The organism is Mesorhizobium sp. M0802, assembly GCF_040320115.1.
Classification (GTDB): domain Bacteria; phylum Pseudomonadota; class Alphaproteobacteria; order Rhizobiales; family Rhizobiaceae; genus Mesorhizobium.
In genome coordinates, this window is sequence record NZ_JAMYOY010000007.1 from 43,040 (window position 1) to 65,166 (window position 22,127).

21 protein-coding genes are annotated in these 22,127 nt (G+C 64.5%); 12 read left to right on the forward strand and 9 right to left on the reverse strand.

The window, feature by feature from the left end; all coding sequences use genetic code 11:
* Positions 1 to 21: 21 nt before the first annotated feature.
* From NKI10_RS12370 to NKI10_RS12380, 3 genes are all read right to left on the reverse strand, one after another.
* Entirely contained in the window at positions 22 to 987 is a 966-nt protein-coding gene (locus NKI10_RS12370; protein ID WP_023820592.1) for a hypothetical protein, read from the reverse strand.
* A 128-nt stretch (positions 988 to 1,115) separates the two neighbouring features.
* Positions 1,116 to 2,618, reverse strand: a complete 1,503-nt coding sequence (locus NKI10_RS12375; protein WP_023820591.1) for a helicase HerA domain-containing protein — start codon at positions 2,616 to 2,618, stop codon at positions 1,116 to 1,118.
* A 136-nt stretch (positions 2,619 to 2,754) separates the two neighbouring features.
* A complete protein-coding gene (locus tag NKI10_RS12380) occupies positions 2,755 to 3,396 on the reverse strand; it encodes a glutathione S-transferase family protein (protein WP_023820590.1) in 642 nt (213 codons plus the stop codon).
* Positions 3,397 to 3,542: 146 nt separating this feature from the next.
* Between NKI10_RS12380 and NKI10_RS12385 the strand changes: the two genes are divergently transcribed.
* Positions 3,543 to 3,773, forward strand: a complete 231-nt coding sequence (locus NKI10_RS12385; protein WP_023669703.1) for a hypothetical protein — start codon at positions 3,543 to 3,545, stop codon at positions 3,771 to 3,773.
* Positions 3,774 to 3,905: 132 nt separating this feature from the next.
* Here the strand turns inward: NKI10_RS12385 and NKI10_RS12390 are convergent, their stop codons facing one another.
* Positions 3,906 to 4,391 (reverse strand): hypothetical protein, encoded by a 486-nt coding sequence (locus NKI10_RS12390; protein WP_023698654.1) that lies wholly within the window; start codon positions 4,389 to 4,391, stop codon positions 3,906 to 3,908.
* Positions 4,392 to 4,566: 175 nt separating this feature from the next.
* On the opposite strand from NKI10_RS12390, the gene NKI10_RS12395 reads away from it, so the two are divergent.
* Entirely contained in the window at positions 4,567 to 4,932 is a 366-nt protein-coding gene (locus NKI10_RS12395; protein ID WP_023735102.1) for a RidA family protein, read from the forward strand.
* Between the two features lie 104 nt (positions 4,933 to 5,036).
* Positions 5,037 to 6,263 carry an amidohydrolase/deacetylase family metallohydrolase gene (locus NKI10_RS12400; protein WP_023735103.1) on the forward strand — a complete coding sequence of 409 codons (1,227 nt, stop codon included), beginning with the start codon at positions 5,037 to 5,039 and terminating at the stop codon, positions 6,261 to 6,263.
* A gap of 154 nt (positions 6,264 to 6,417) precedes the next feature.
* Here NKI10_RS12400 and NKI10_RS12405 read toward each other — a convergent pair whose 3' ends face one another.
* Positions 6,418 to 8,208: an NAD(P)-binding domain-containing protein gene (locus tag NKI10_RS12405; RefSeq protein ID WP_352860325.1), complete on the reverse strand. Its 1,791-nt coding sequence runs from the start codon at positions 8,206 to 8,208 to the stop codon at positions 6,418 to 6,420.
* Between the two features lie 164 nt (positions 8,209 to 8,372).
* Here NKI10_RS12405 and NKI10_RS12410 point away from each other — a divergent pair, with 164 nt between their 5' ends.
* The 7 genes from NKI10_RS12410 (at position 8,373) to NKI10_RS12440 (ending at position 16,816) form a co-directional block, all read left to right on the forward strand.
* Positions 8,373 to 8,594 (forward strand): hypothetical protein, encoded by a 222-nt coding sequence (locus tag NKI10_RS12410; RefSeq protein ID WP_352711693.1) that lies wholly within the window; start codon positions 8,373 to 8,375, stop codon positions 8,592 to 8,594.
* 16 nt (positions 8,595 to 8,610) lie between these two features.
* The gene (locus tag NKI10_RS12415; RefSeq protein WP_023669708.1) at positions 8,611 to 8,700 is read left to right on the forward strand and encodes a K(+)-transporting ATPase subunit F; all 90 of its coding nucleotides are present in this window, start codon (positions 8,611 to 8,613) and stop codon (positions 8,698 to 8,700) included.
* An 18-nt stretch (positions 8,701 to 8,718) separates the two neighbouring features.
* Positions 8,719 to 10,422, forward strand: a complete 1,704-nt coding sequence (gene kdpA, locus NKI10_RS12420; protein WP_352711696.1) for a potassium-transporting ATPase subunit KdpA — start codon at positions 8,719 to 8,721, stop codon at positions 10,420 to 10,422.
* Between the two features lie 232 nt (positions 10,423 to 10,654).
* Positions 10,655 to 12,748, forward strand: a complete 2,094-nt coding sequence (kdpB, locus tag NKI10_RS12425) for a potassium-transporting ATPase subunit KdpB (RefSeq protein ID WP_352515317.1) — start codon at positions 10,655 to 10,657, stop codon at positions 12,746 to 12,748.
* Positions 12,749 to 12,760: 12 nt separating this feature from the next.
* Positions 12,761 to 13,327 carry a potassium-transporting ATPase subunit KdpC gene (kdpC, locus tag NKI10_RS12430; protein ID WP_023710827.1) on the forward strand — a complete coding sequence of 189 codons (567 nt, stop codon included), beginning with the start codon at positions 12,761 to 12,763 and terminating at the stop codon, positions 13,325 to 13,327.
* A gap of 67 nt (positions 13,328 to 13,394) precedes the next feature.
* On the forward strand, positions 13,395 to 16,127 hold the full coding sequence (locus NKI10_RS12435; protein ID WP_352860182.1) for a DUF4118 domain-containing protein: 2,733 nt from the start codon (positions 13,395 to 13,397) through the stop codon (positions 16,125 to 16,127).
* Positions 16,124 to 16,816 (forward strand): response regulator transcription factor, encoded by a 693-nt coding sequence (locus NKI10_RS12440; RefSeq protein WP_352860184.1) that lies wholly within the window; start codon positions 16,124 to 16,126, stop codon positions 16,814 to 16,816. Before NKI10_RS12435 ends, NKI10_RS12440 begins: the two co-directional genes overlap by 4 nt.
* Positions 16,817 to 16,831: 15 nt before the next feature.
* Here the strand turns inward: NKI10_RS12440 and NKI10_RS12445 are convergent, their stop codons facing one another.
* Positions 16,832 to 17,422 carry an invasion associated locus B family protein gene (locus tag NKI10_RS12445; protein WP_031243995.1) on the reverse strand — a complete coding sequence of 197 codons (591 nt, stop codon included), beginning with the start codon at positions 17,420 to 17,422 and terminating at the stop codon, positions 16,832 to 16,834.
* Positions 17,423 to 17,640: 218 nt separating this feature from the next.
* Between NKI10_RS12445 and NKI10_RS12450 the strand changes: the two genes are divergently transcribed.
* Positions 17,641 to 17,943, forward strand: coding sequence for a hypothetical protein (locus tag NKI10_RS12450; RefSeq protein WP_023704190.1), 303 nt, complete (start codon positions 17,641 to 17,643; stop codon positions 17,941 to 17,943).
* A gap of 120 nt (positions 17,944 to 18,063) precedes the next feature.
* Positions 18,064 to 18,540: an NUDIX hydrolase gene (locus tag NKI10_RS12455; protein WP_352650757.1), complete on the forward strand. Its 477-nt coding sequence runs from the start codon at positions 18,064 to 18,066 to the stop codon at positions 18,538 to 18,540.
* Between the two features lie 6 nt (positions 18,541 to 18,546).
* Here the strand turns inward: NKI10_RS12455 and NKI10_RS12460 are convergent, their stop codons facing one another.
* From NKI10_RS12460 to NKI10_RS12470, 3 genes are read right to left on the reverse strand one after another with little or no spacing between them, the layout of a single operon-like run.
* Positions 18,547 to 19,413 (reverse strand): citryl-CoA lyase, encoded by an 867-nt coding sequence (locus NKI10_RS12460; RefSeq protein WP_031196006.1) that lies wholly within the window; start codon positions 19,411 to 19,413, stop codon positions 18,547 to 18,549.
* Positions 19,410 to 20,588: a CaiB/BaiF CoA transferase family protein gene (locus tag NKI10_RS12465; protein WP_031196007.1), complete on the reverse strand. Its 1,179-nt coding sequence runs from the start codon at positions 20,586 to 20,588 to the stop codon at positions 19,410 to 19,412. Before NKI10_RS12465 ends, NKI10_RS12460 begins: the two co-directional genes overlap by 4 nt.
* A gap of 15 nt (positions 20,589 to 20,603) precedes the next feature.
* Complete coding sequence (locus tag NKI10_RS12470) at positions 20,604 to 22,127, reverse strand: tripartite tricarboxylate transporter permease (RefSeq protein ID WP_352860187.1); 1,524 nt, start codon at positions 22,125 to 22,127, stop codon at positions 20,604 to 20,606.

Sequence of the window (22,127 nt, forward strand, 5' to 3'; positions counted from 1 at the left end):
GCCGAGCCGAGGACTCATCCCTCACGGCCCGGTGCAGATCGGCAACGGTTGCGGCGGCGGTGGCGGGTTGTCCTTGGCGTATTGCGCGATGATCGGCTCAAGGCTCTTTCGCGGCCAGAATTTCGGCTTGCCGATCTCCTTCAGGCAGGACGCATTCCAATAGGCGCCCGATTTACCAACGGCGGTGATGTCGCGCGATTCCGGGTAGATATAGAGCGTCGTCGGATTGCCCTTCACCATCGAAATGATCTGGTCGGCGTCGGCCGGCGACCAGCTGGTGCAGCCATTGCTGCGGCCGCCGGCATAATCCACCAGCTTGCCGTATGGCACGAAGCCGTCATGGTCGGCATAGGAGCTGTTCGGGTTCTTGCGCAGGCACATGCCGCGCAACAGCCGCGCCGCGTGGCCGCCGATCACCCGCTGCCTGGCATTCGCCGTCTCCCCCTCACCGTCGAACTGGATGAAGGTGCGCAGCAGCGCCTGGTCCTTTTTTGCGCCGATGCGGTAAAAACCCTTGAATGAGGTCTTTGCCTCGCCGGTCATATAGGCGCCACCGGTCGTCAAGGACGAGTCCAGGGCATTGCCGAAGTTTCTCGCGCAGCGTTTGCCGTTGGAGAAATCGACCACGCCTTTCAAATTGCGGCCGCCGCCATGGCCCGACGAGATCGCCCTGAACGACTGCTTGGCCTCGCAAATGACGTAGTAGCGCCGCCCTAGCACGCCATTGCCGAGATCGCCGGGGCGCGTCGCATCCATGGCGAAATAGCAGCCATTGTGGACCGCGCCTTGCGCGACCTTCTTCAGGTAAAGCGCGCGCGCCCGCTCCAGCACCACTTGCGAAATCTCGCCGTCGTCATTGCCGACATGGGCCTGCAGCCAGGCCGGTATATCGGAGGACGCGGCAAAAGACCGGGCAGACATCGTCAAGGCGATGCCGGCGACGGCGAGGAGGCCAAAGACAAAGACAGCCAGAGATTTCAACCGCACCGGACAACCCTCCCGCCCGAACCGTTCTGCGATTCTCGGAAACCCATCATAAATCGTCGCGCGCCGATCGGCGAAACACATCTTGTTCAGAACCGCGCAAGCAAGTCAGGTAACTGCCTGTTCGCCTTTCACAGCGCCAGGCTGCCCTGTTCCGCCTCCGCGGCATTGGGGTCGCCCGGCGCCGTCGCCCAGGCGAGCTCGACCAGCGTCACCGTGCGGCGGCCGGTGCCGTCGAGCTGGCAGACGATGAGGCCCTGCTCCTCGATATAGGTGAGCAGCCGCCGGGCGCGCCGCAGCGAATGCGAGCCGTAGGCGCGCGCGATCGCCGCGTCGCTCGGGCACGGCCAGCCCTCCTTGGCGGCGCGGGCGATCATCATGAACACGCCCTGCATGTCCTCGGGCAGGAGCGAGGCGCGCACGGAAACGTCCTGCCAGGCGTCATCGCCTGCCATGTCGGCGCCGAGCCCGGCGCGGGCACGCGTCAGCATGCGACGGAATTCTGAGAGGTCCGGCACCACCGAAGCGAGGCCTTCGATGCGGCAGCGGACGACGAACTCCTGATAAAGCACGCCGATGACGCGGAAACCCGCATCGGGCTGCGCCAGGATGGCGCGCAGGACACGGTCCACCCGCTCTCGCCGCTCGGCCCTATCCTCGGCGCTTACCGCCGGTTCCGCAGGTTCCGGGCGGATCTCCATCGCCGCCGATTTGGCCGCCATCAGCTGGTCGAGCAGCTCCGGCGACGCCATCCGGCGCGGCGCGCGCATCGTCTCGGGCGGCGGCGCCGCCAGGATGATGGCGCGCGCGTCTTCAAGCGCTGTTTCCGGCATTGCCATCAGCCGCGGCGTACCGTTGCGCGGGCTGGTCTCGGTCTGGCCGATGCGCACGCCGAGCGGACGGCGCGACAGCGCTGGGCCCAACGCCATGAAGTGCCCGCGCTCCAGGTCTCGAAACGCCTCGGCCTGACGCCGTTCCATGCCCAGAAGGTCGGCGGCGCGCGCCATGTCGATATCGAGGAAGGTACGGCCCATGAGGAAATTGGACGCCTCCGCCGCGACATTTTTGGCGAGCTTTGCCAGCCGCTGCGTGGCGATGATGCCGGCAAGGCCGCGCTTGCGGCCGCGGCACATCAGATTGGTCATGGCGCCGAGCGAGAGTTTGCGCGCTTCGTCGGACACTTCGCCGGCTACGGCGGGCGCGAACAGCTGCGCTTCGTCGACCACCACCAGCATCGGGTACCAATGTTCGCGGGCGACCTCGAACAAGCCGCCGAGGAAGGCCGCGGCGCGCCGCATCTGGTTCTCGGCATCGAGCCCTTCGAGATTGAGCACCGTGGAGACGCGGTGGATGCGCGCCCGCTCGCCGGCTGCCTGCAGGCCACGCTCCGTATGCTCCTCGGCATCGATGACCAGATGGCCGTAATGGTCGCCCAGCGAGACGAAATCGCCTTCCGGGTCGATGATGGTCTGCTGCACCCAGGGCGCGCTCTGCTCCAGGAGCCGGCGCAAAAGGTGCGATTTGCCGGAGCCGGAATTGCCTTGCACCAGAAGCCGGGTCGCCAGCAGCTCCTCAAGGTCGAGCGCCGCCGGCGCACCCGCCGTCGTCTGTCCCATCTCGATGGCTACGGTCATGTCACGACTCTCCTTGCGGACAGGGCTTATCAACCCGGCCGCGAGCCGTCGAGCGCGCCATGGCAACTCGCCCGCTGTTCCACACCTATGCTGCCAAAGCGCCACACATCAGCCCATCTGCCCAAAGGGAAGCACATCAAGCGGAGTTGACCGGCGGCAGAAGCGGCGCGTCCAGCCCGTCGAAGGGATCGCGCCAGGCATCGATGGCTTCGAGCCGGCGATACCAACCCAGAACAGAGGGATAGTCCGCCAGCGGCAGGCCGGCTGCATCGTTGAACGGCAAAAACGTCGCCATACGGAAATCGGCATAGGAGAGCGACTTGCCCACAAGCCATGGCCGCTTGGCGAGCTCCGCCTCGAGAATCGCTGCCGCGATGCGGAACTCCGCCAGCCCCTCCTCGACCTTGCCCTGGTCGACGGGCCCAATCCCGTAGCGCTGCTTGGTTCCGCGCTCGAAATGCACGATGTCGCAGGCCCGCACGAAATTTTCCTTGCCCCAGCTCAGCCAGCGGATCATGTCGGGTTGGTCGCCGCCGCCGCGCCAGAAATCCGAACCCGCTTCGCGCGACAGAAGGCAGGCTATGGCGTCGGCTTCCCACAGGCTGCCGCCCGTCCATGCCAATATCGGCAGGGTAAGATTGGGATTGAGCTGACGAAACCGCTCAGCCTGCCCGGGCGCCATGGGTGCCGCGAACTCACACTCGACCTTGGCCTGCAGATGACGTGCCGTTGCTACCGCAAGGCGCGGATTGGGATTGCGGCTGAAGTACAGTTTCATATCCGGTCCTGGACGCTGTGGGCTCGACCCTATCAAACACGCAAACGTGCCCTCCCGGCAATCTGGTCGGACCACGATTCCGCTGGCACACGCCGTCGTTCGGCGTATTATTTCCTTCGGGAGAGGGTTCTTGGCAGGAGGAAGCCATGAACGTAGTGCCGAGCGTACCTGTCATCGACGTGACAACCCAGAACCTTGTTTCCTCTGCGCTTTCCAGATTCCGCGCCGGCGATACCGTCTCGACTAGAGCGGCGCTCGACGCCATCCGCCGCATGGATCCAACCTGTGTCGACAGCGACGACGATCTCGTCGAACTCGTCGTCATGGCGGCAATTGGTAAGACCATGGCGGTCGTGTTCGACCACCGCTCCCGCTAGCCCTGTGGGACGAACCTGTCCCGTTCAACTCGCTTGAGCTCGAGTGAGTTCGGTTGGCGAGCTTTTACAACTGCAGCCCGGGAGGCGCACGTCTTCGTGCGCGAAGGCCGGCAGTAGCATAAGCGGCAAGACTCAGATCCCCAAGGGATGTGGCATGTAGCCGACGAAGCCGCCGATCTTCCAGTGGCCCGCCACCTTCCTGCAAAAATACAGCGTCTGCCATTTCAGCTTGTCGACGCTGCCATCGGCCTTGGCCACCGAGCCGTTGAACTTCTTGTGCAGCACGGCGCGGTCGCCATCGACGTCGATGTCGCGCATGTTGGTGACGCGAAACAGCGCCTCGCGCAGCGGCTCGGCGAATTCGGTCGCCGCCGTCTCCTTGGCCTGGCGCAGCCATTCGTCGCGATAGACGGCAAGGCTCGGGAATTGCAGACGCCAGGCGTCGGCATCGCTGAGGAAATGCGCATGCATGCCGAAGAAGCTGTCGGCGAGGAAATTATCCTCGACCATCGACCAGTCCTGACCGATAAAGGCGTCGATGTCGCGCCGCACCAGCATTTCCCAGAGCGCGTGACGATCGGCATCGCCCTCTGGAAACGGGTTCTTGTCGAAGGTCATTGAAATCTCCTGTCGGGAAAATGCGACGCGCAAGATGCTGGCGAGCCTGCGATAAAGCAACACGCGTTTGGAAAAATGTTGCTTTCCAAAAAGCCCCCTATGAGGATCACCGGGACAGGCGTAGAGCGGTCGGCGAAAACGGGGCGCGGCCCGCCATTCTGAACAGGAGTTTCCCTTGCCCAAAGAGTGTTTTGGAACATCCCACGTGCCGCTGTCGCCGGCCGTGCGCGCCGGGGATTTCGTCTACATCTCAGGTCAGGTGCCGGTCGACGGCGACCGCATCGTGGTCAAGGGCGGCATCACCGAGCAGACCGAGCAGGTGCTGCAGAATGTGAAGGCGGCACTCGCGCTGGCCCGTTGCACCATGGACGATGTCGTCAAGACCACGGTCTGGCTCGAGGACGCGCGCGACTTCGGCGCCTTCAATGCCGTCTACGCCAAGCACTTCCCGAAGAATCCGCCGGCCCGCACCACGGTCGAATCGCGGCTGATGATCGACATCAAGATCGAGGTCGAAGCCGTCGCCTACCGGCCGGTTTGACCAGCCGGGGCATGATCCCGAAAAGTGGAGACGGGGTTTTCTCGGACAAACGGAAACCGTTTTGTCCAGAGATCATGCCCCAAAACGAAGAGAGGCAGGCGCCGATGCAGTTCGATCTCCTGATCAAGGGCGGCCGCCTGATCGATCCGGCCTCGGGCCTGGACGCGCCGCGCGATGTCGCCGTTGCGGGCGGACGCATCGTGGCCATCGAGGCGGCGATCGATGCCGAGCACGCCACCGAGATAGTCGACGCTCGTGATTGCATCGTCACGCCCGGCCTCATCGATTTGCATAGCCATGTCTATTGGGGCGGCACCTCGCTGGGCGTCGACGCCGACCGGCTGGCGGCCAAGAGCGGCACCACGACCTTCATCGATGCCGGCAGCGCCGGCGCCGGCAATTTTCTGGGCTTTCGCCGCCATGTCATCGAGCGCTCGAAGGTGCGCATCCTGGCCTATGTCAACATCTCCTTTGCCGGCATATTCGGCTTCTCGCAAAGCGTCTCTGTCGGCGAATGCAGCGATCTCAGGCTCTGCGAGCCACGCGAGACGGTGGCCGCGGTGCGCGAGCACGCCGGTGTCGTCGTCGGCGTAAAAGTGCGCTCCGGCAAGCATGCCGGCGGCACCAGCGGCATCGCGCCGGTGGACCTCGCGCTGGAAGCCGCCGACCGGGCCGGCCTGCCGCTGATGGCGCATATAGACGAGCCGCCGCCCGGCCGTTCCGAGGTGCTGCCGCGCCTGCGCAAGGGTGACATCCTCACGCACTGTTTTCGCCCGTTCCCCAACGCGCCGGTGTTCGCTTCCGGCGCGGTGCGGCCGGACATGCGGCTGGCCCGCGAACGCGGTGTCATCTTCGACATCGGCCACGGCATGGGATCGTTCGACTTCGCCGTGGCGAAAGCGATGCTGGCCGAGGGCCTCGCGCCCGACGTCATCTCCAGCGACGTGCATCTCTACTGCGTCGACGGTCCGGCCTTCGACATACTGGTCTGCATGTCGAAGCTGATGGCGCTGGGCATGCCGCTGGTCGAGGTGCTGCGCGCCGCCACGCAAAGGCCAGCCGAGGCGATCGCCAGGCCGGAGCTTGGGACGCTGAAAGTTGGCGGTGTCGGCGATGTCGCGGTGCTGAGACTGCGCCCCGGGCGCTTTACCTTCGTCGATGCGGTCGGTGCGGCGCTGATCGCGGATCAGCGGCTGGTCTCAGAAGGCATTGTTATCGGCGGTGTCTGGTGGCCGAACGAGGCGCCCGACCACAACGAGACCGAGCGCTTCGAGCCGCATGCGGCACATACGCATGTCGAGGTCGCGGCACGGCATTTCGGGCGTGGATAATCTCCCTCCTTGAGGGGGAGATGGCCGGCAGGCCAGAGGGGGTCGGTTCGACCGGACGCAAGCTCCTCGCGGCAGCTGGAGGTCAGCGCTCCACGCGCGGCGACCCCCTCTGTCGCCTTCGGCGACATCTCCCCCTCGAGGGGGGAGGAGATCGCTAGCGCCCTGCGTTACTCACCGCCCCAAACACCGGCGTCGCAATCCCTTCCATCCGCGCCTTGATCTGCAGCGCCACATATTTCGAGTAAAACCGCGACAGCGCCAGATTGCCGCCGTGGAACCACAGCGCGTCCTGCGCCGTCGGCTTCCACATGTTGCGCAGCTCGCCTTGCCAAGGACCGGGATCGCCCTTGACGCCGGAGCCGAGGCCCCAGCATGGCCCGACCTTGTCGGCGACCTCGCGCGAGACGATGGCCGCCACGGTCTCGTTCATCGACTGGTAGCCGGTACAGGCGACGATCGCATCGACGGCCAGCTCGCTGCGGTCGTCGAACAGGATGCCGGTCGGCGTCAATGAACTGATGCCGACGCCGCTCTTCACTTTGATCTCGCCATTGATGATCAGTTCGCAGGCGCCGACATCGATGTAGTAGCCGGAGCCGGTGCGGTAGGCCTTCATCAACAGCCCGGTCTCGTCCTCCCCGAAATCGATGGCGAAGCCGGCGGCGCGTAGCTGGTCGTAGAAGTCTGCGTCGCGTGCCTTGATCACCTCGTAAAGATCCCGCTGGCCCTTGGGTACAAGCGCGAACGGCGTGGACGCGACGATCAGGTCGGCCTTGTCGGTGCTGATGCCGCGCGCCAAAGCCTTTTCCGAGAAGATCTCGAAGCCGACTTCCATCAGAGTGTCGGATTTCACCACTGTCGTCGGCGACCGCTGGATCATGGTGACGTCTGCGCCGCTCTCCCAGAGGTCGACGCTGACATCGTGCCCCGAGCTTGCCGCGCCGATGACAGCGACACGTCTGCCGCGGAATTTCTCGCCGCTTGCATACTGGCTGGAATGCAGGAGTTCGCCCTTGAAGGTCTCGGCGCCGGGCAGCGCGATCTGGCGTGGCGGGCCATAGGCGCCGGTGGCAAAGACAATGTGCTTCGGCTTCAGCGTGATCTGCCGGCCGACGCGGTCGACCACCACAGTCCACACCTTCTCGGCCTCGTCATAGCTGGCGCTGAGGCATTTGGTGGCGACCCAGTAGTTGAGCTCCATCACCCTGGTGTACATCTCCAGCCAGTCGCCCATCTTGTCCTTGGGCGTGAACACCGGCCAGTTCTCCGGGAACGGAATGTAGGGCAGATGGTCGTACCAGACCGGATCGTGCAGCACGAGCGAGCGATAACGGTTGCGCCAGGAATCGCCGGGGCGCGCATTTTTCTCGATGATGATGGTGGGCACACCGAGCTGCCTCAGCCGCGCGCCGAGCATGATGCCGCCCTGCCCGCCGCCGATCACTAGGCAATAGGGCTGCTCGGTGGCGCCGAGGTCGCGCGTCTCGCGCGCCCGCGCCTCCGCCCAGGTTTCGCGCTTCGGATCGGCCTTGTGACGGATACCAAGCGGCCGCGCCGGTCCCTTTTGTTCCTCGAACCCCTTGAGCTCACGCACCGCCGTGAACAAGGTCCGGCAGCGGCCGTCCGTAAGGCGCACAATCCCTTCGCCCCGCGCGACCGCCGTTTCGAACGTGAACCAGGCCTCGACGGTGCCCTCATCCGAGGTCGCCTCGCCGGACAGCGTCCAGTGTGAGGGCTTCGCTTCCGCCAGCGTCGCTTGCAGCATGTCGCGGATCTCATCGCGGCCTTCCATCGTGGTGATGTTCCAGGTGAAAGCCAGCAGATCGCGCCAGTAGCAATCCTCGACGAACAGGTTGGCGGCGGCCTCGGCGTCATAAGTTTCCAGCGCCCGTGCAAGCGCGGAAAGCCATGTCGCCGCCTGTTTCGATGGTGCCATGTCGAGCATCTGTTTTTCCCTCATTTTGCGTTCCCATTGTTTCGAAAGACGGAGCCGCCGCAAGAGGGGTCGCGATATCATAGCGTCGGTTTCTAGCGGCCCGGAACGAGCCATCTCCCGGAAATCTTTATAGGAATTTTATATCTTTCCTCCGCGGCCCGTCTCGAACCTTTATGGCGATCGGGTCCATATTCCACTTCGAGCAAAACGCTCCGGGCGCCGTAGCCATCGAAGCTACGGCGGGTCGTTCTCATGGAATTTCTGGCTCGCCAGTCGCTGGCGCCAAATACAAGCAGAAGCAAGGACCAACACAAATGGACATCGTCGTCATCGGGATCGAGGCTTTGTTCTTCGGTCTTTCCCTCGCCTACATCAAAGCTTGCGACGCTCTTTAAGCGGAAGGATCGCACCATGCTTGTCGATTACATCCTCGGTGGCGGCGTGACCTTGTTCCTGCTCGTCTACCTGACATACGCCCTCGTTCGCCCAGAACGCTTCTGAAGCAAGGCACGGAAAGCCATGACACTCAACGGATGGATACAGATCCTGGTTTATTGCGGGATCGTCGTTTTGCTGGTGAAGCCGCTCGGCGGCTACATGTACCGCGTCTTCAATGGCGATCGCACCTTTCTCTCGCCCATACTCGGGCCCGTTGAGCGCGGCCTCTACCGCATTTCGGGAACCAGCGAGCGCGAGGAGCAGCACTGGACGACCTACGCGGCAGGAATCATCTTCTTCAGCCTTGCCAGCTTCCTGGTGCTGTACTTTCTGCAACGCCTGCAGAGCGTCCTGCCTTACAATCCGGCCGGGATGGCATCGGTCGAACCCAATCTCGCCTTCAACACTGCCGTCAGCTTCGTCACCAACACCAACTGGCAGAATTACGGCGGCGAAAGCACGTTGTCCTACCTCGTGCAGATGGCCGGCCTGACCGTGCAGAACTTCATGTCGGCCGCCGTCGGCATTGCCATCGCGGTGGCGCTGATCCGCGGCTTCGCCCGCGCCTCGGCAAAATCGATCGGCAATTTCTGGGTCGATATGACCCGCTGCACGCTCTACATCCTGCTGCCGCTCAGCATCGTGCTCACCCTCGTCTATGTCTGGCTCGGCATGCCGCAGACGCTCGGGCCTTATGTCGACGCCACCACGCTGGAGGGCGCCAAGCAGACGCTCGCCCTTGGGCCGGTCGCCTCGCAGGTCGCCATCAAGATGCTTGGCACGAATGGCGGCGGCTTCTTCAACGCCAATGCCGCGCATCCTTTCGAAAACCCCGACGCCATCTCCAACATGATCCAGATGGTGACGATCTTCGCGCTGGGTGCTGCACTCACCAACCTCTTCGGCCGCATGGTCGGCAACCAGCGCCAGGGCTGGGCGATCCTGGCCACGATGGGTGTGCTGTTCATCGCTGGCGTCGTTATCTGCTACTGGGCGGAAGCCGCGGGCAATCCGCTGGTCCATGCTCTGGGCGTCGACGGCGCCAACATGGAAGGCAAGGAGAGCCGCTTCGGCATTGCCGCTTCGGCACTATTCGCCGTCATCACCACGGCTGCGAGCTGCGGTGCGGTGAACGCCATGCATGACTCGTTCACAGCACTTGGCGGCCTGATCCCGATGCTCAACATGCAGCTCGGCGAAGTCATCGTCGGCGGCGTCGGCGCCGGCTTCTACGGCATCGTCATGTTCATCGTCATCACCGTGTTCGTCGCCGGCCTGATGGTTGGCCGCACGCCCGAATATCTCGGCAAGAAGATCGAGGCCAAGGAGGTCAAGATGGCAATGCTCGCCATCCTCGCTCTGCCGTTGGTCATGCTGGTCTTCACGGCAATAGCGGTCGTGCTGCCAAGCGCCGTCGCCTCGACGGCCAATGGCGGTCCGCATGGCTTCTCCGAGGTTCTTTATGCCTACACTTCGGCGGCGGCCAACAACGGCTCGGCCTTTGGCGGCCTTTCCGGCAACACGCCCTGGTACAACATCACGCTCGGCATCTCCATGTGGGTGGGTCGCTTCTTCGTCATCATTCCAGCGCTTGCCATTGCCGGCTCACTAGCGACGAAGAAGACGGTTCCGGCTTCCGCCGGCACCTTCCCGACCGACGGCCCGCTGTTCGTCGGCCTGCTCGTCGGCGTCATCCTGATCGTCGTCGGCCTGACCTTCTTCCCGGCACTGGCGATCGGACCGATCGTCGAGCACCTGGCTGCCATCAACGGCCAGACATTCTGAGGCTTGTCATGTCCTGGTTCTACCCAAAACGCATGAAGGCCCGGCCGCGAGCCGGCCCACGAGCCGGCAATGAGGGGGAGGAAACGCCCCCTCCCTTCCCCAGCGTATCTACCTTCCTCGGCCTCGCGGCAGTCATGATCGTGATCTGGCTGCTGGCCTATGGTCCGCCGCCCCTCTTTTCGGCATCCGATCGGTCGGTGCCGGCCAACAGTTCAGATACTGGAGCCACCAAATGAGCCAGTCCAAATCCGCGAGCATCATGGATGCCCGCATCCTGTGGCCGGCCATCGGCGGCGCCTTCAGGAAACTCGACCCCCGCACGCTGGTCAGGAACCCGGTGATGTTCGTCGTCGCCATCGTCTCGCTTCTTACCACGGTCCTGTTCGTCAAGGATCTCGCCACCGGCGGCGGCGATTTCGGCTTTACGCTGCAGATCATCATCTGGCTGTGGTTCACCGTGCTGTTCGCCAACTTCGCCGAGGCCGTCGCCGAAGGCCGCGGCAAGGCGCAGGCCGATTCGCTGCGCAAGGCGCGCACCGAAACCCAGGCCAAGCTGCTTGCCGGCGAAGACCGCTCCAGGTTCAAGCTGGTGCCCGGCACCAGCCTGAAGGTTGGCGACATCGTGCTGGTCGAAGCCGGCGACATCATCCCGTCCGACGGTGAAGTGATCGAAGGCGTGGCCTCGGTCAACGAGGCGGCAATCACCGGCGAGTCCGCACCCGTCATTCGCGAATCCGGCGGCGACCGTTCGGCGGTCACCGGCGGCACGCAGGTTCTGTCCGACTGGATTCGCGTGCGCATATCAGCCGCCTCCGGCCACACCTTCCTCGACCGCATGATCTCGCTGGTCGAGGGTGCCTCGCGCCAGAAGACGCCCAACGAGATCGCGCTCAACATCCTGCTCGTCGGCATGACGCTGATCTTCGTGCTGGCCACCGCCACGATCCCTAGCTTTGCCTCCTATTCCGGCGGCTATATCCCGGTGACGGTGCTGGTCGCGCTGTTCGTCACCTTGATCCCGACCACCATCGGCGCCCTGCTGTCGGCCATCGGCATTGCCGGCATGGACCGCCTGGTGCGCTTCAACGTGCTGGCCATGTCCGGCCGTGCCGTCGAAGCGGCAGGCGACGTCGATACGCTTTTGCTCGACAAGACCGGCACCATCACGCTCGGCAACCGCCAGGCCACCGAATTCCGCCCGGTCAAGGGCGTCACCGAACAGGAACTGGCCGATGCCGCGCAGCTCGCCTCGCTCGCCGACGAGACGCCTGAGGGACGCTCGATCGTCGTGCTGGCCAAGGAGAAATACGCCATCCGCGCCCGTGACATGGCAACCTTGCATGCCAGCTTCGTGCCCTTCACCGCGCAGACCCGGATGAGCGGCGTCGACATCGATGGCTCGTCGGTGCGCAAGGGCGCCGTCGATACGGTTCTCGCCTATGTCAGCCAGTCGACATCGGCCACTCACGGCACGCGCCCCGGCAGCGACACCGTCAAGGATCTCCAGGCGATCGCCGACGAGATCGCCAAGTCGGGCGGCACGCCGCTGGCCGTCGAGCGTGACGGCCGCCTGCTCGGCGTCGTCCACCTCAAGGACATCGTCAAGGGTGGTATCCGCGAGCGCTTTGCCGAACTGCGCAAAATGGGCATCCGCACCGTGATGATCACCGGCGACAATCCGATGACTGCGGCGGCGATCGCAGCCGAAGCCGGCGTCGACGATTTCCTCGCCCAGGCCACGCCCGAGGACAAGCTGAAGCTGATCCGCGACGAACAGGCCAAGGGCAAGCTGGTCGCCATGTGCGGTGACGGCACCAACGACGCGCCGGCCTTGGCGCAGGCCGATGTCGGCGTCGCCATGAACACCGGCACGGTTGCCGCCCGCGAGGCCGGCAACATGATCGACCTCGATAGTGACCCGACCAAGCTGATCGAGATCGTCGAGATCGGCAAGGCGCTGCTGATGACGCGCGGCTCGCTGACGACCTTCTCGATCGCCAACGACGTCGCCAAATACTTCGCCATCATCCCGGCCATGTTTGCCGTCTTCTACGTTGCGCCGGGACATACAATCGGCCCCCTGCAAGCGCTCAACATCATGCATCTGGCGACGCCGCAGAGCGCCATCCTGTCGGCCATCATCTTCAACGCGCTGATCATCATCGCTCTGATCCCGCTGTCGCTTAAAGGCGTCAAATACCGCGCCATCGGCGCCGGCGCGCTGCTCAGCCGCAACCTGCTGGTCTACGGCCTCGGCGGCATCATCGTTCCCTTCGTCGGCATCAAGGCGATCGACATGATCGTCACCGGCCTCGGCCTCGCTTAAGGAAATACGTCCATGCTCACTCAGATAAGACCCGCTGTTATCATGATCGTCTTTTTCACCGTTTTGACCGGCCTGATCTATCCCCTGGGCATGACCGGCATCGCCCAGGCGCTGTTTCCGCACAAGGCCAATGGCAGCTTGATCGAGAAAAACGGCACGGTCATCGGCTCCGAACTGATCGGCCAGGGCTTTGCCGACGACAAGTATTTCCATGGCCGCCCCTCGGCTGCCGGCGACGGATACAACGCCGCAGCGTCCAGCGGCTCCAATCTCGGTCCAACCAACCCCAAGCTGATCGACCGCATCAAGGGCGATGTTGCAAAGCTGAAGGCGGAGAACCCGAACCAGCCGGTGCCGATGGATCTGGTGACGACGTCCGGCAGCGGCCTCGACCCCGCCATCAGCCCGGACGCCGCCTATTTCCAGGTCGCTCGGGTGGCCAAGGCCAGGGGCTTCGACGAAGCCAAGGTCAAGGCGCTTGTCGACAGCCATGTCGAAGGCCGCGAACTCGGCTTCCTCGGCGAGCCGGTCGTCAATGTGCTGGCGCTCAACCTGGCACTGGACGATACCAAGCAGTGAGAGACAATCTCTGAAGCCAGGGGCCAGGGATCGACACGATCCTCGGCGCCGTTCATGATCGAGCCTGATGCCGGACGCCAGAAGCAACTATACCAGACCCTCTCCGGACGCGCTGCTCGAGCATGCGGAACGGGAAGAGCGCGGCCGCCTGCGGATATTTCTGGGTGCTGCACCCGGTGTCGGCAAGACCTACGAAATGCTGATGACCGGCCGCGCCATGCTTGCCGACGGCATCGACGTGGTCATCGGCATCGTAGAAACCCACGGCCGCAAGGAAACCCTGGCGCTGGTCGAAGGCTACGAGGTCATCCCGCGCCAGAAGGTCGACTACAAGGACCGCGTGCTGAATGAGATGGACATCGACGCCATCCTCGCCCGCCGGCCGGCGCTGGTGCTCGTCGACGAACTCGCCCACACCAACGCACCCGGCAGCCGCCACCCCAAGCGCTATCTCGACGTCCAGGAAATCCTTGCGCGCGGCATCGATGTCTACACCACGCTCAATATCCAGCATGTCGAGAGCCTGAATGACGTCGTGGCACAGATCACCCGCGTCAGGGTGCGCGAAACGGTCCCGGACTCCATCATCGACCAGGCCGACGACATCGAGATCATCGACCTCACGCCCGACGACCTGATCAAGCGGCTGAAAGAGGGAAAGGTCTATTTCCCCAAGACTGCCCAGCGCGCAGTCGAAAACTATTTCTCGCCGGGCAATCTGACCGCGCTTCGGGAATTGGCGCTGCGCCGCACCGCCCAGCGCGTCGACGAGCAGTTGCTCAACCACATGCAGTCGCACGCGATTCCCGGCCCTTGGGCGGCGGGCGAAAGGGTGCTCGTCTGCGTCGATGCGCGTCCGGGCGGAGCGTCTCGTGTCCGCTATGCGCGCCGGCTGGCCGACCGGCTGCGCGCACCGTGGACGGCGCTGCATGTCGACACGCCGCGTTCGGCCGCCATGTCGGAGGAAGACAAGGACCAGCTGGCCACGCTCTTGCGCCTGGCCGAGCAGCTCGGCGCCGAGGTGACGACCATTCCGGGCCAGAACGTCGCCCAGGACATCGTCCGCCACGCCACGGCCAACAACTTCACCCATATCGTCGTCGGCAGGCCGACCCGCTCGCGCTGGCGCGAACTGATCGAGGGTTCGCTCACCTACGATCTGATCCGCAATGCCGGCGATATCAGCGTCCATGTCATTTCAGGAACGGAGCGCGACAACGAGGCCACGTCGAGGGTCAAGGCGGCGGCCGAGCAGACGCCATTTCAAATCTGGCCTTATCTTTTCTCGACCGTCTATGTCGCCGGCGCGCTTGCCGTCAGCGCCGTCCTCGATCAGTTCCTCGACGTTCGCAACCTTGCCAGCGTGCTTCTGCTGGCGGTGCTGACATCGGCAGTGACCTTTGGCCTGTGGCCGGCGCTGTACGCCTGTTTCCTCAGCGCCATTGCCTTCAACTTCTTCTTTCTCGAGCCGCGCTACACGATGACGATCCGCGATCCGGAGAGCATCGTTGCCTTCGCCGTCTTCCTCGTCGTTGCCGTCATCGCCAGCAATCTGACGGCGCGTGTGCAGCGTCAGGCAGCCGCCGCCCGTTCACGCGCCCGGGCCACCGAGGACATCTACCTCTTTTCAAAGAAGCTCGCCGGCGCCGGCACGCTCGACGACGTTTTGTGGGCCACAGCCTTCCAGATCGCCTCGATGCTGAAGCTGCGCGTGGTGCTGCTTTTGCCGGAAGAAGGCACGATCACCGTCAAGGCCGGTTATCCCCCCGATGACACGCTGGCCGAGGCCGACATAGCGGCTGCACGCTGGGCTTGGGAACACAACCGGGCTGCCGGCCGTGGCGCCGATACCCTGCCCGGGGCAAAACGCCTCTACCTCCCCTTGCGCACCGCACGCGCGGCCGTCGGCGTCGTCGGCCTGGACAATGACAAGCAAGGCCCGCTGCTGACGCCCGAGCAACAGCGCCTGCTCGACGCGCTGGCCGATCAGGCGGCGGTTGCCATCGAGCGCATCCAGCTGGTCGCCGATGTCGACCGCGCCAGGCTGGCGGCCGAGGCCGACCGCTTGCGCTCGGCACTGCTGACGTCGATCTCGCATGATCTGAAGACGCCGCTGGCGGCCATCATGGGCGCGGCCGGCACGCTCAGGGAATTTGCGCCGGCACTGCCCGAGAACGATCGGGCCGAGCTGCTGACCACCGTGCTCGACGAGTCCGAACGGCTGAACCGCTTCATCGCCAATCTGCTCGACATGACCAAGATTGAATCGGGCGCCATGGAACCGAATTTCGCCCTGCACTATGTCGGCGATGTCGTTGGCTCGGCCTTGCAGCGGGCACGCAAGATCACTGCCGGGCACAAGACCGAGGTTGATATTCCGGCCGACCTGCCGATGCTGAAGCTTGATCCCGTGCTGTTCGAACAAATGCTGTTCAATCTGCTCGACAATGCCGCGAAATACGCGCCACAGGGATCGACAATCCGGCTGCAGGGCTGGGCCGACAATGGCTCCGTCGCGCTGCAGATCATGGATGAGGGACCGGGCATTCCGCCCGCCGACCTGGAGCGCGTCTTCGACAGCTTCTACCGGGTGCGCAAGCGCGATCAGGTCCAGGCCGGCACCGGGCTCGGCCTGTCGATCTGCCGGGGCTTCATCGAGGCGATGGGCGGCACGATCATGGCGGCGAACCGCAGCGATCGCCAAGGCGCGGTCTTCACCATCCGCATGCCGAAGCCGGCACGATCGCCCGGCCTGGACGAACGGAACGCGGACGGGCAAAACTCTGGTGATCCGGCATGACAAATTCCAATGTCAGCATACTGGTCGTCGACGACGAGCCGCCGATCCGCAAACTGCTGCGCGTCGGCCTCGGCAGCCAGGGCTATGCGGTCAGCGAGGCGCCCAATGCCGGGGCCGCGATCGAACTCGTCGATGCACAAAAGCCGGATCTGATCCTGCTCGACCTCGGCCTGCCCGGCATGGGTGGCCTCGATCTCCTGCGCAAATGGCGCGGCGACGGCCTCGACGTGCCCGTGGTCATCCTGTCCAGCCGCACCGACGAAGCCGGCATCGTCGCGGCGCTCGAACTCGGCGCTGACGACTACATCACCAAGCCGTTCGGCATGAACGAGCTGGTCGCCCGCATCCGCGTCGCGCTGCGCCACAAATTCCAGCAGCAGGGCGAAAAGCCGGTGTTCCACACCGGCGATCTCAGCGTCGACCTGGTCAAGCGCATCGTCAAGGTCGAAGGCAAGGAGATAAAGCTCTCCCCCAAGGAGTACGACATATTGCGCATTATGGTGCAGCATGCCGGCAAGGTGCTGACCCACCATTTCCTTCTGAAGCAGGTGTGGGGCGATTCGACCGACGTGCAGTATCTCAGGGTCTATGTCCGCCAGCTCCGGCAGAAGATCGAAAAGTCGCCCGACCAGCCGCGCTACATCACCACCGAAACCGGGGTGGGGTACCGGCTACGCGAGGTTGAGTGACCGCGCGCTCGCTGCTCAGTCGACCGACAATTCCGCCGTCCGTGCCAGTGCGCCGCCGAAGCCGTTGAGCGGGATGGTGAAACTCACCGCTTGACCGGTGTCGGCCGCGAAGGCGTCGATCTTCAGCGTGGTGGCTGCCTTGAGCAGCGGCGTGACGCTGGCATCGAACGCCACCGGCACCAGGCAGCCGACGGCCTGGCAGGTGTTGAACGGCAAGCTGCCTTCCAGCTTCTGGTCGTCGATGGTCAGGCTGACTCCTTTGGCGAGCGCCAGGCCGAACGGCAGCGCCAGCGTTCCGGCGGCATCCTCGCCGCTCTTGCTCGACAGCTCGATCGCCAGCAGGCGCTGGTTGGACTGCTTGTTGAACTGCTGATGCGACAGGCTGCAAACCTTGGCCGTGCCGGTTACCTGGCAATTGACCGTCCAGTCGCCATGTGTCTCGGACAGCGCCGAGGCGCCGCCAGGCAATGTCGGGCCGGCAGCAGGGGCGGGCGCTGCGGCGGCAGGCGCCGCCTTGTCGGTCTTGGTTTGCGCCGCGACTGCCACCGGGCCAAGAATACAGATGCTGCCCAGTAGCGCCGCGAAATATACTTGCCTGCTTTTCATCAATATGCTCCCGATTGTGCCTCGAGTCAGCAGCGATTGAGCCCGAGATCCGCGCCCGATAGAGCGGTCAATCGATCTTTTCTGTCAAGTGCGGCCAGGCCGCTTCCTCAGGGACTTCGCCAACCCGTGGCAGATCGGCCCATGGCAGACCCGCCCATGGCAGATCGAGACGAACGCCCTATATAGAGAGGAGGTTATATCTGTACGGGAACGAACTGATGTCGACGCTTCGCCTATCGACAGTTCTGATGTCGGCAATGCTGGCGGTGGCAACGCTCGCCGGAATCATGCAATCTGCTGCGGCTCAGTCCGTCAATCCCAGCGCCAACCGGCTGATCCAGCAGAACCAACTGCAGCAATTGCGCAACAGCCTGCAGCGGCAGCAGTTCCAGCAACAGCAGCAGCAATATCGCGAGCAGGACCGTCGGATCGTGCCGCAGCCGCGCCCCGAAGTGCCCGTCGTCCGGCAAGCTTGTCCGATTCAGATCGTCAACAACCAGATTGTGCGTGTTTGCCGTTGATATCGGTCGCCTGCGATTTACTTAGTCGACTTATTTACTAAAGATGCTCATTGCCTCGCGGGCATATCAGGGGTTTGCAGGCGGCGTGCGGCTGTGCGCCCGCCCACCGGATTTCAGCACATGGCGACGACCAAGAAAAAGGCGGTACGCAAGGCAAGGCGAGGCGAACACATTCGCCAGGTCGCCGCCATTCCCTTTCGCCTGGACGTTTCAGGCAATTTCGAAGTGATGCTGGTGACGTCGCGAGCGACGAAGCGCTTTATCGTGCCCAAGGGCTGGCCGATGAAAGGAAAGAGCGGGCGCAAGGCCGCCACCATCGAGGCGCGCGAAGAAGCCGGCGTGCTCGGCAAGACCCGCAAGGCGCCGGCCGGCAGCTATTCCTACTGGAAACGGCTGGAGCACAATTTCGTGCGTGTCGACGTCGTCGTGTACCTGTTGGAGGTTTCCGAGGAACTGGCCAACTGGCAGGAGGCCAAGAGCCGCCAGCGGGCATGGCTCAAGCCGCAGGACGCGGCGTTGCTCATCGATGAGCCGGATCTCTCGACGCTGATGGCCAACCTGGCGCCGCCTCAGCCGGCAGTGCCGGACCCGGCCTGACCAACCTCACTTGCCCTCGTCCCCTTCAGCGGGACCCTCATCCCCCTCAGCGGGAAATGGCCGCAGCGGCGTGCCCGTATAGGCCCACAGCCATTCGCGCGGCAGCGGCCCTTTGTTGCGCTCGCTTTGCTGCGACTGTTCCCATGCGTGCGCCAGGATGCCGACCGAGCGCGAGAGCACGAACAGGCCGCGCGTCAACGGCGGCGGAAAGCCGAGCTCGCCATAGATGACGGCGGTGGCGCCGTCGATGTTGAGCGGTATTTTCTTCCCCTTGCGCCGTGCCACCTCTGATTCGACGGCCTCGGCGATGTCGGCAAAGCGTCCGCTGACGACGCCGCGCGCGGCAAACTCGCGCGTCACTGCGATCAGGCGCGGCGCGCGCGGATCGACCGGGTGGAAGCGATGGCCAAATCCCGGCACATAGCCTTTCTCCTCGGCGAAGAAACGGTCGAGCCGTGCGGCTACGGCTTGGTCCAGCGCAACACCCTGGTCAAGTGCCACGGCAATGTCGCCATAGAAGGACAGCGCCTGTTCGCCGGCGCCGCCATGCACGTCACCCAGCACGTTGACGGCGGACGCCATGGCGCTGTTGATGCCGACGCCGCAGGTGATGGCCATGCGGGCAATGGCGATCGACGGCGCCTGCGGCCCGTGGTCGACGGCCGCCCCCAGCGCAATGCCGAGCAGCGCCGCCTGCTCCTCGCTCGGCAATTCGCCGCGCAGCATCAGCCAGATCGTGGCCGGAAAGCTGACGCGGCCGATCAGCTCCTGGATTTCATAGCCGCGCAGCCGGATAATGCCGGGGCTCATCTCGATGATGCCGGTCTGCCACCATTCCTCGCCGCGTTCGCGGCCGGTTTTTCTCTCGCTCACGCGCTTCTCCTGGCGCGCGGCGGCAGGGTGGAAAAAACCTCGTCCATATGCTCGCCCAGCACAGGCGGCGGCAGGACCGGCAAGGGTGCCGCGCCATCGACCATGAAGCCGCCGCGCACCACGGTCAGCGGCTGCGCCATGCCGGGCAGACCCTGGAAACGCGTGGTCATGTCGCGCTCGACCACCTGGCGCTCGCCAAGCACTTGGGGGATCGTCAGCACCCGGCCCGCCGGCACGCCGGCGCGGTTGAATTTTTCCTCCCAGGCTGCGGCCGAGGCGCTCGCCAAGGCCGTCTCGATCAGCACCTTCAGCACAGCGCGGTTCTGCTTGCGCGTCTCGCGCTCGGCAAAGCGCGGATCGTCGGCCAGTTCCGGCTGGCCGATCAGCCGGCAAAGCGTGACGAACTGCTCCTGCTTGTTGGCGGCGATGTTGAGCAGGCCGTCGCCGGTGCGAAACGCGCCGGAGGGCGCAGCCGTCATGTTCTCATTGCCCATCGGCTGCGGCTCGACGCCGGCGGTCAGATAGTTGGACACCGGCCAGCCCAGCGCCGACAGCGTGCATTCGAGCATCGAGACATCGAGAAACGCGCCCTCGCCCGAGGTCTTCTGCTTGACCAGCGCCGCGGCGATGGCGAAGGCCCCGACCAGCCCGCCCAGCGTGTCGGCGACGGGATAGCCGACCCGCAAGGGTGCGGTCTCCGGCGTGCCGGTGATGCTCATGATGCCGGACAGCCCCTGGATGATCTGGTCGTAGGCCGGATTGTCGCGCATCGGCCCGGTCTGGCCGAACCCCGATATGGCGCAATAGACGAGACCCGGACGAACCGCTTTCAGCGCCTCATAGCCAAGCCCCAGCCGCCCCATCACGCCCGGTCGAAAGTTCTCGACCAGCGCATCGGCGGAGGCGACGAGATCGAGGAAGCGTTCGCGGTCGGCTTCGCTTTTGAGATCCAGCACCACCGATCGCTTGCCGGCATTCTGCGCCAGGAACGACGCGCCCATCCCCGCCTCGTTGAGCGCCGGCGAGGCGCCGAGCTGGCGCGCCAGATCGCCGCCTTGCGGCGTCTCGACCTTGATGACATCGGCGCCGAGCAGCGCCAGCTGGTAGGCACAATAAGGGCCCGCCAGCACATTGGTCAGGTCGAGAATGCGGATGCCGGCAAGCAGATCGGTCATGATGCTCCAGGTCGCTCAGGCATCGCCCGGCACATGCTCGGGTCCGCGCCGGCGCCGATGCTCGATGAAGGCCCAGATATGCGGACCGGCGAGCCCGATGAAGGCAAGGATCAGCAGCACCAGCGACAGCTTGTGGGTGTAGAACACCGACCAGTCGCCGTTCGAGATCGTCATCGCCCGGCGGAACTGCGTTTCGGCAAGCGGCCCCAGGATCATGCCGATGATGACCGGCGCGGTCGGGAAATCGAAGCGCCGCATCAGGAAGCCGGCGGCCCCCAGGAGATAGAGGATGACGAGGTCGATCGGCGATTGCGAGATGCCGTAGGTGCCGACGGTGGCGAACACCAGGATGCCGGCATAGAGCTGCGGCGCCGGGATTTTCAACAGCCGTACCCACAGCCCGATCAGCGGCAGGTTGAGAACGACCAGGATGACGTTGGCGATGAACAGGCTGGCGATCAGGCCCCAGACCAGATCGGCCTGCGTCGTCAACAGCAGCGGTCCCGGATTGATGCCGTAGCTCTGGAAGGCCGACAGCATGATTGCGGCGGTCGCCGAGGTCGGCAGGCCAAGGGTGAGCATCGGCACCAGCACGCCGGCGGCAGACGCATTGTTGGCGGCTTCCGGTCCGGCAACGCCCTCGATGGCGCCGACCGTGCCGAACTCCTCCTTGTGCTTCGACAGCTTCTTTTCGATGGCGTAGGACAGGAAGGTCGGGATCTCGGCGCCTCCGGCAGGCATGGCGCCGATCGGGAAGCCGATGAAAGCGCCGCGCAGCCATGGCTTCCACGAGCGCCCCCATTCGGCCGCGGTCATGTAGAGCGAGCCCTTGAGCGGCACGATCTCGTCCTTGCCGGCATAGCGGCGCGAGGCCATGTAGAGCGTCTCGCCGACGGCAAACAGGCCGACCGCGGCAATGATGACATCGACGCCATCGAGCAGTTCGTTCATGCCGAAGGTGAAGCGCGGCTGTCCCGTCTGCAGGTCGACGCCAATCATGCCGATGACGAAACCGATGAACAGGCTGGTGAGGCCGCGCACGGAGGACGAGCCGAGCACCGCCGACACCGTGATGAAGGCAAGCACCATCAGCGAGAAATATTCGGCCGGCCCGAAGGCGAGCGCGAACTTCACCACCACCGGGGCCAGGAAGGCGACGCCCATCGTGCCGATGGTGCCGGCGACGAAGGAGCCGATCGCCGAGGTCGCCAGTGCCGCGCCGCCGCGACCCGAGCGGGCCATCCTGTTGCCTTCCAGCGCGGTGACGATGGTGGCGCTTTCGCCCGGCGTGTTGAGCAGGATCGAGGTCGTCGAGCCGCCATACATGGCGCCGTAATAGATGCCAGCAAACAGGATGAAGGACGCCTCCGGCGCCACCTGGTAGGTGATCGGCAGCAGCAGCGCGATGGTCAGCGCCGGCCCGAGGCCGGGCAGCACGCCGATGGCCGTGCCGAGCGTGGTGCCGACCAGGCACCACAGCAGGTTCATCGGCGAGAAAGCGACGGAAAATCCGTAGGCGAGATGGCCGAGCGTCTCCAT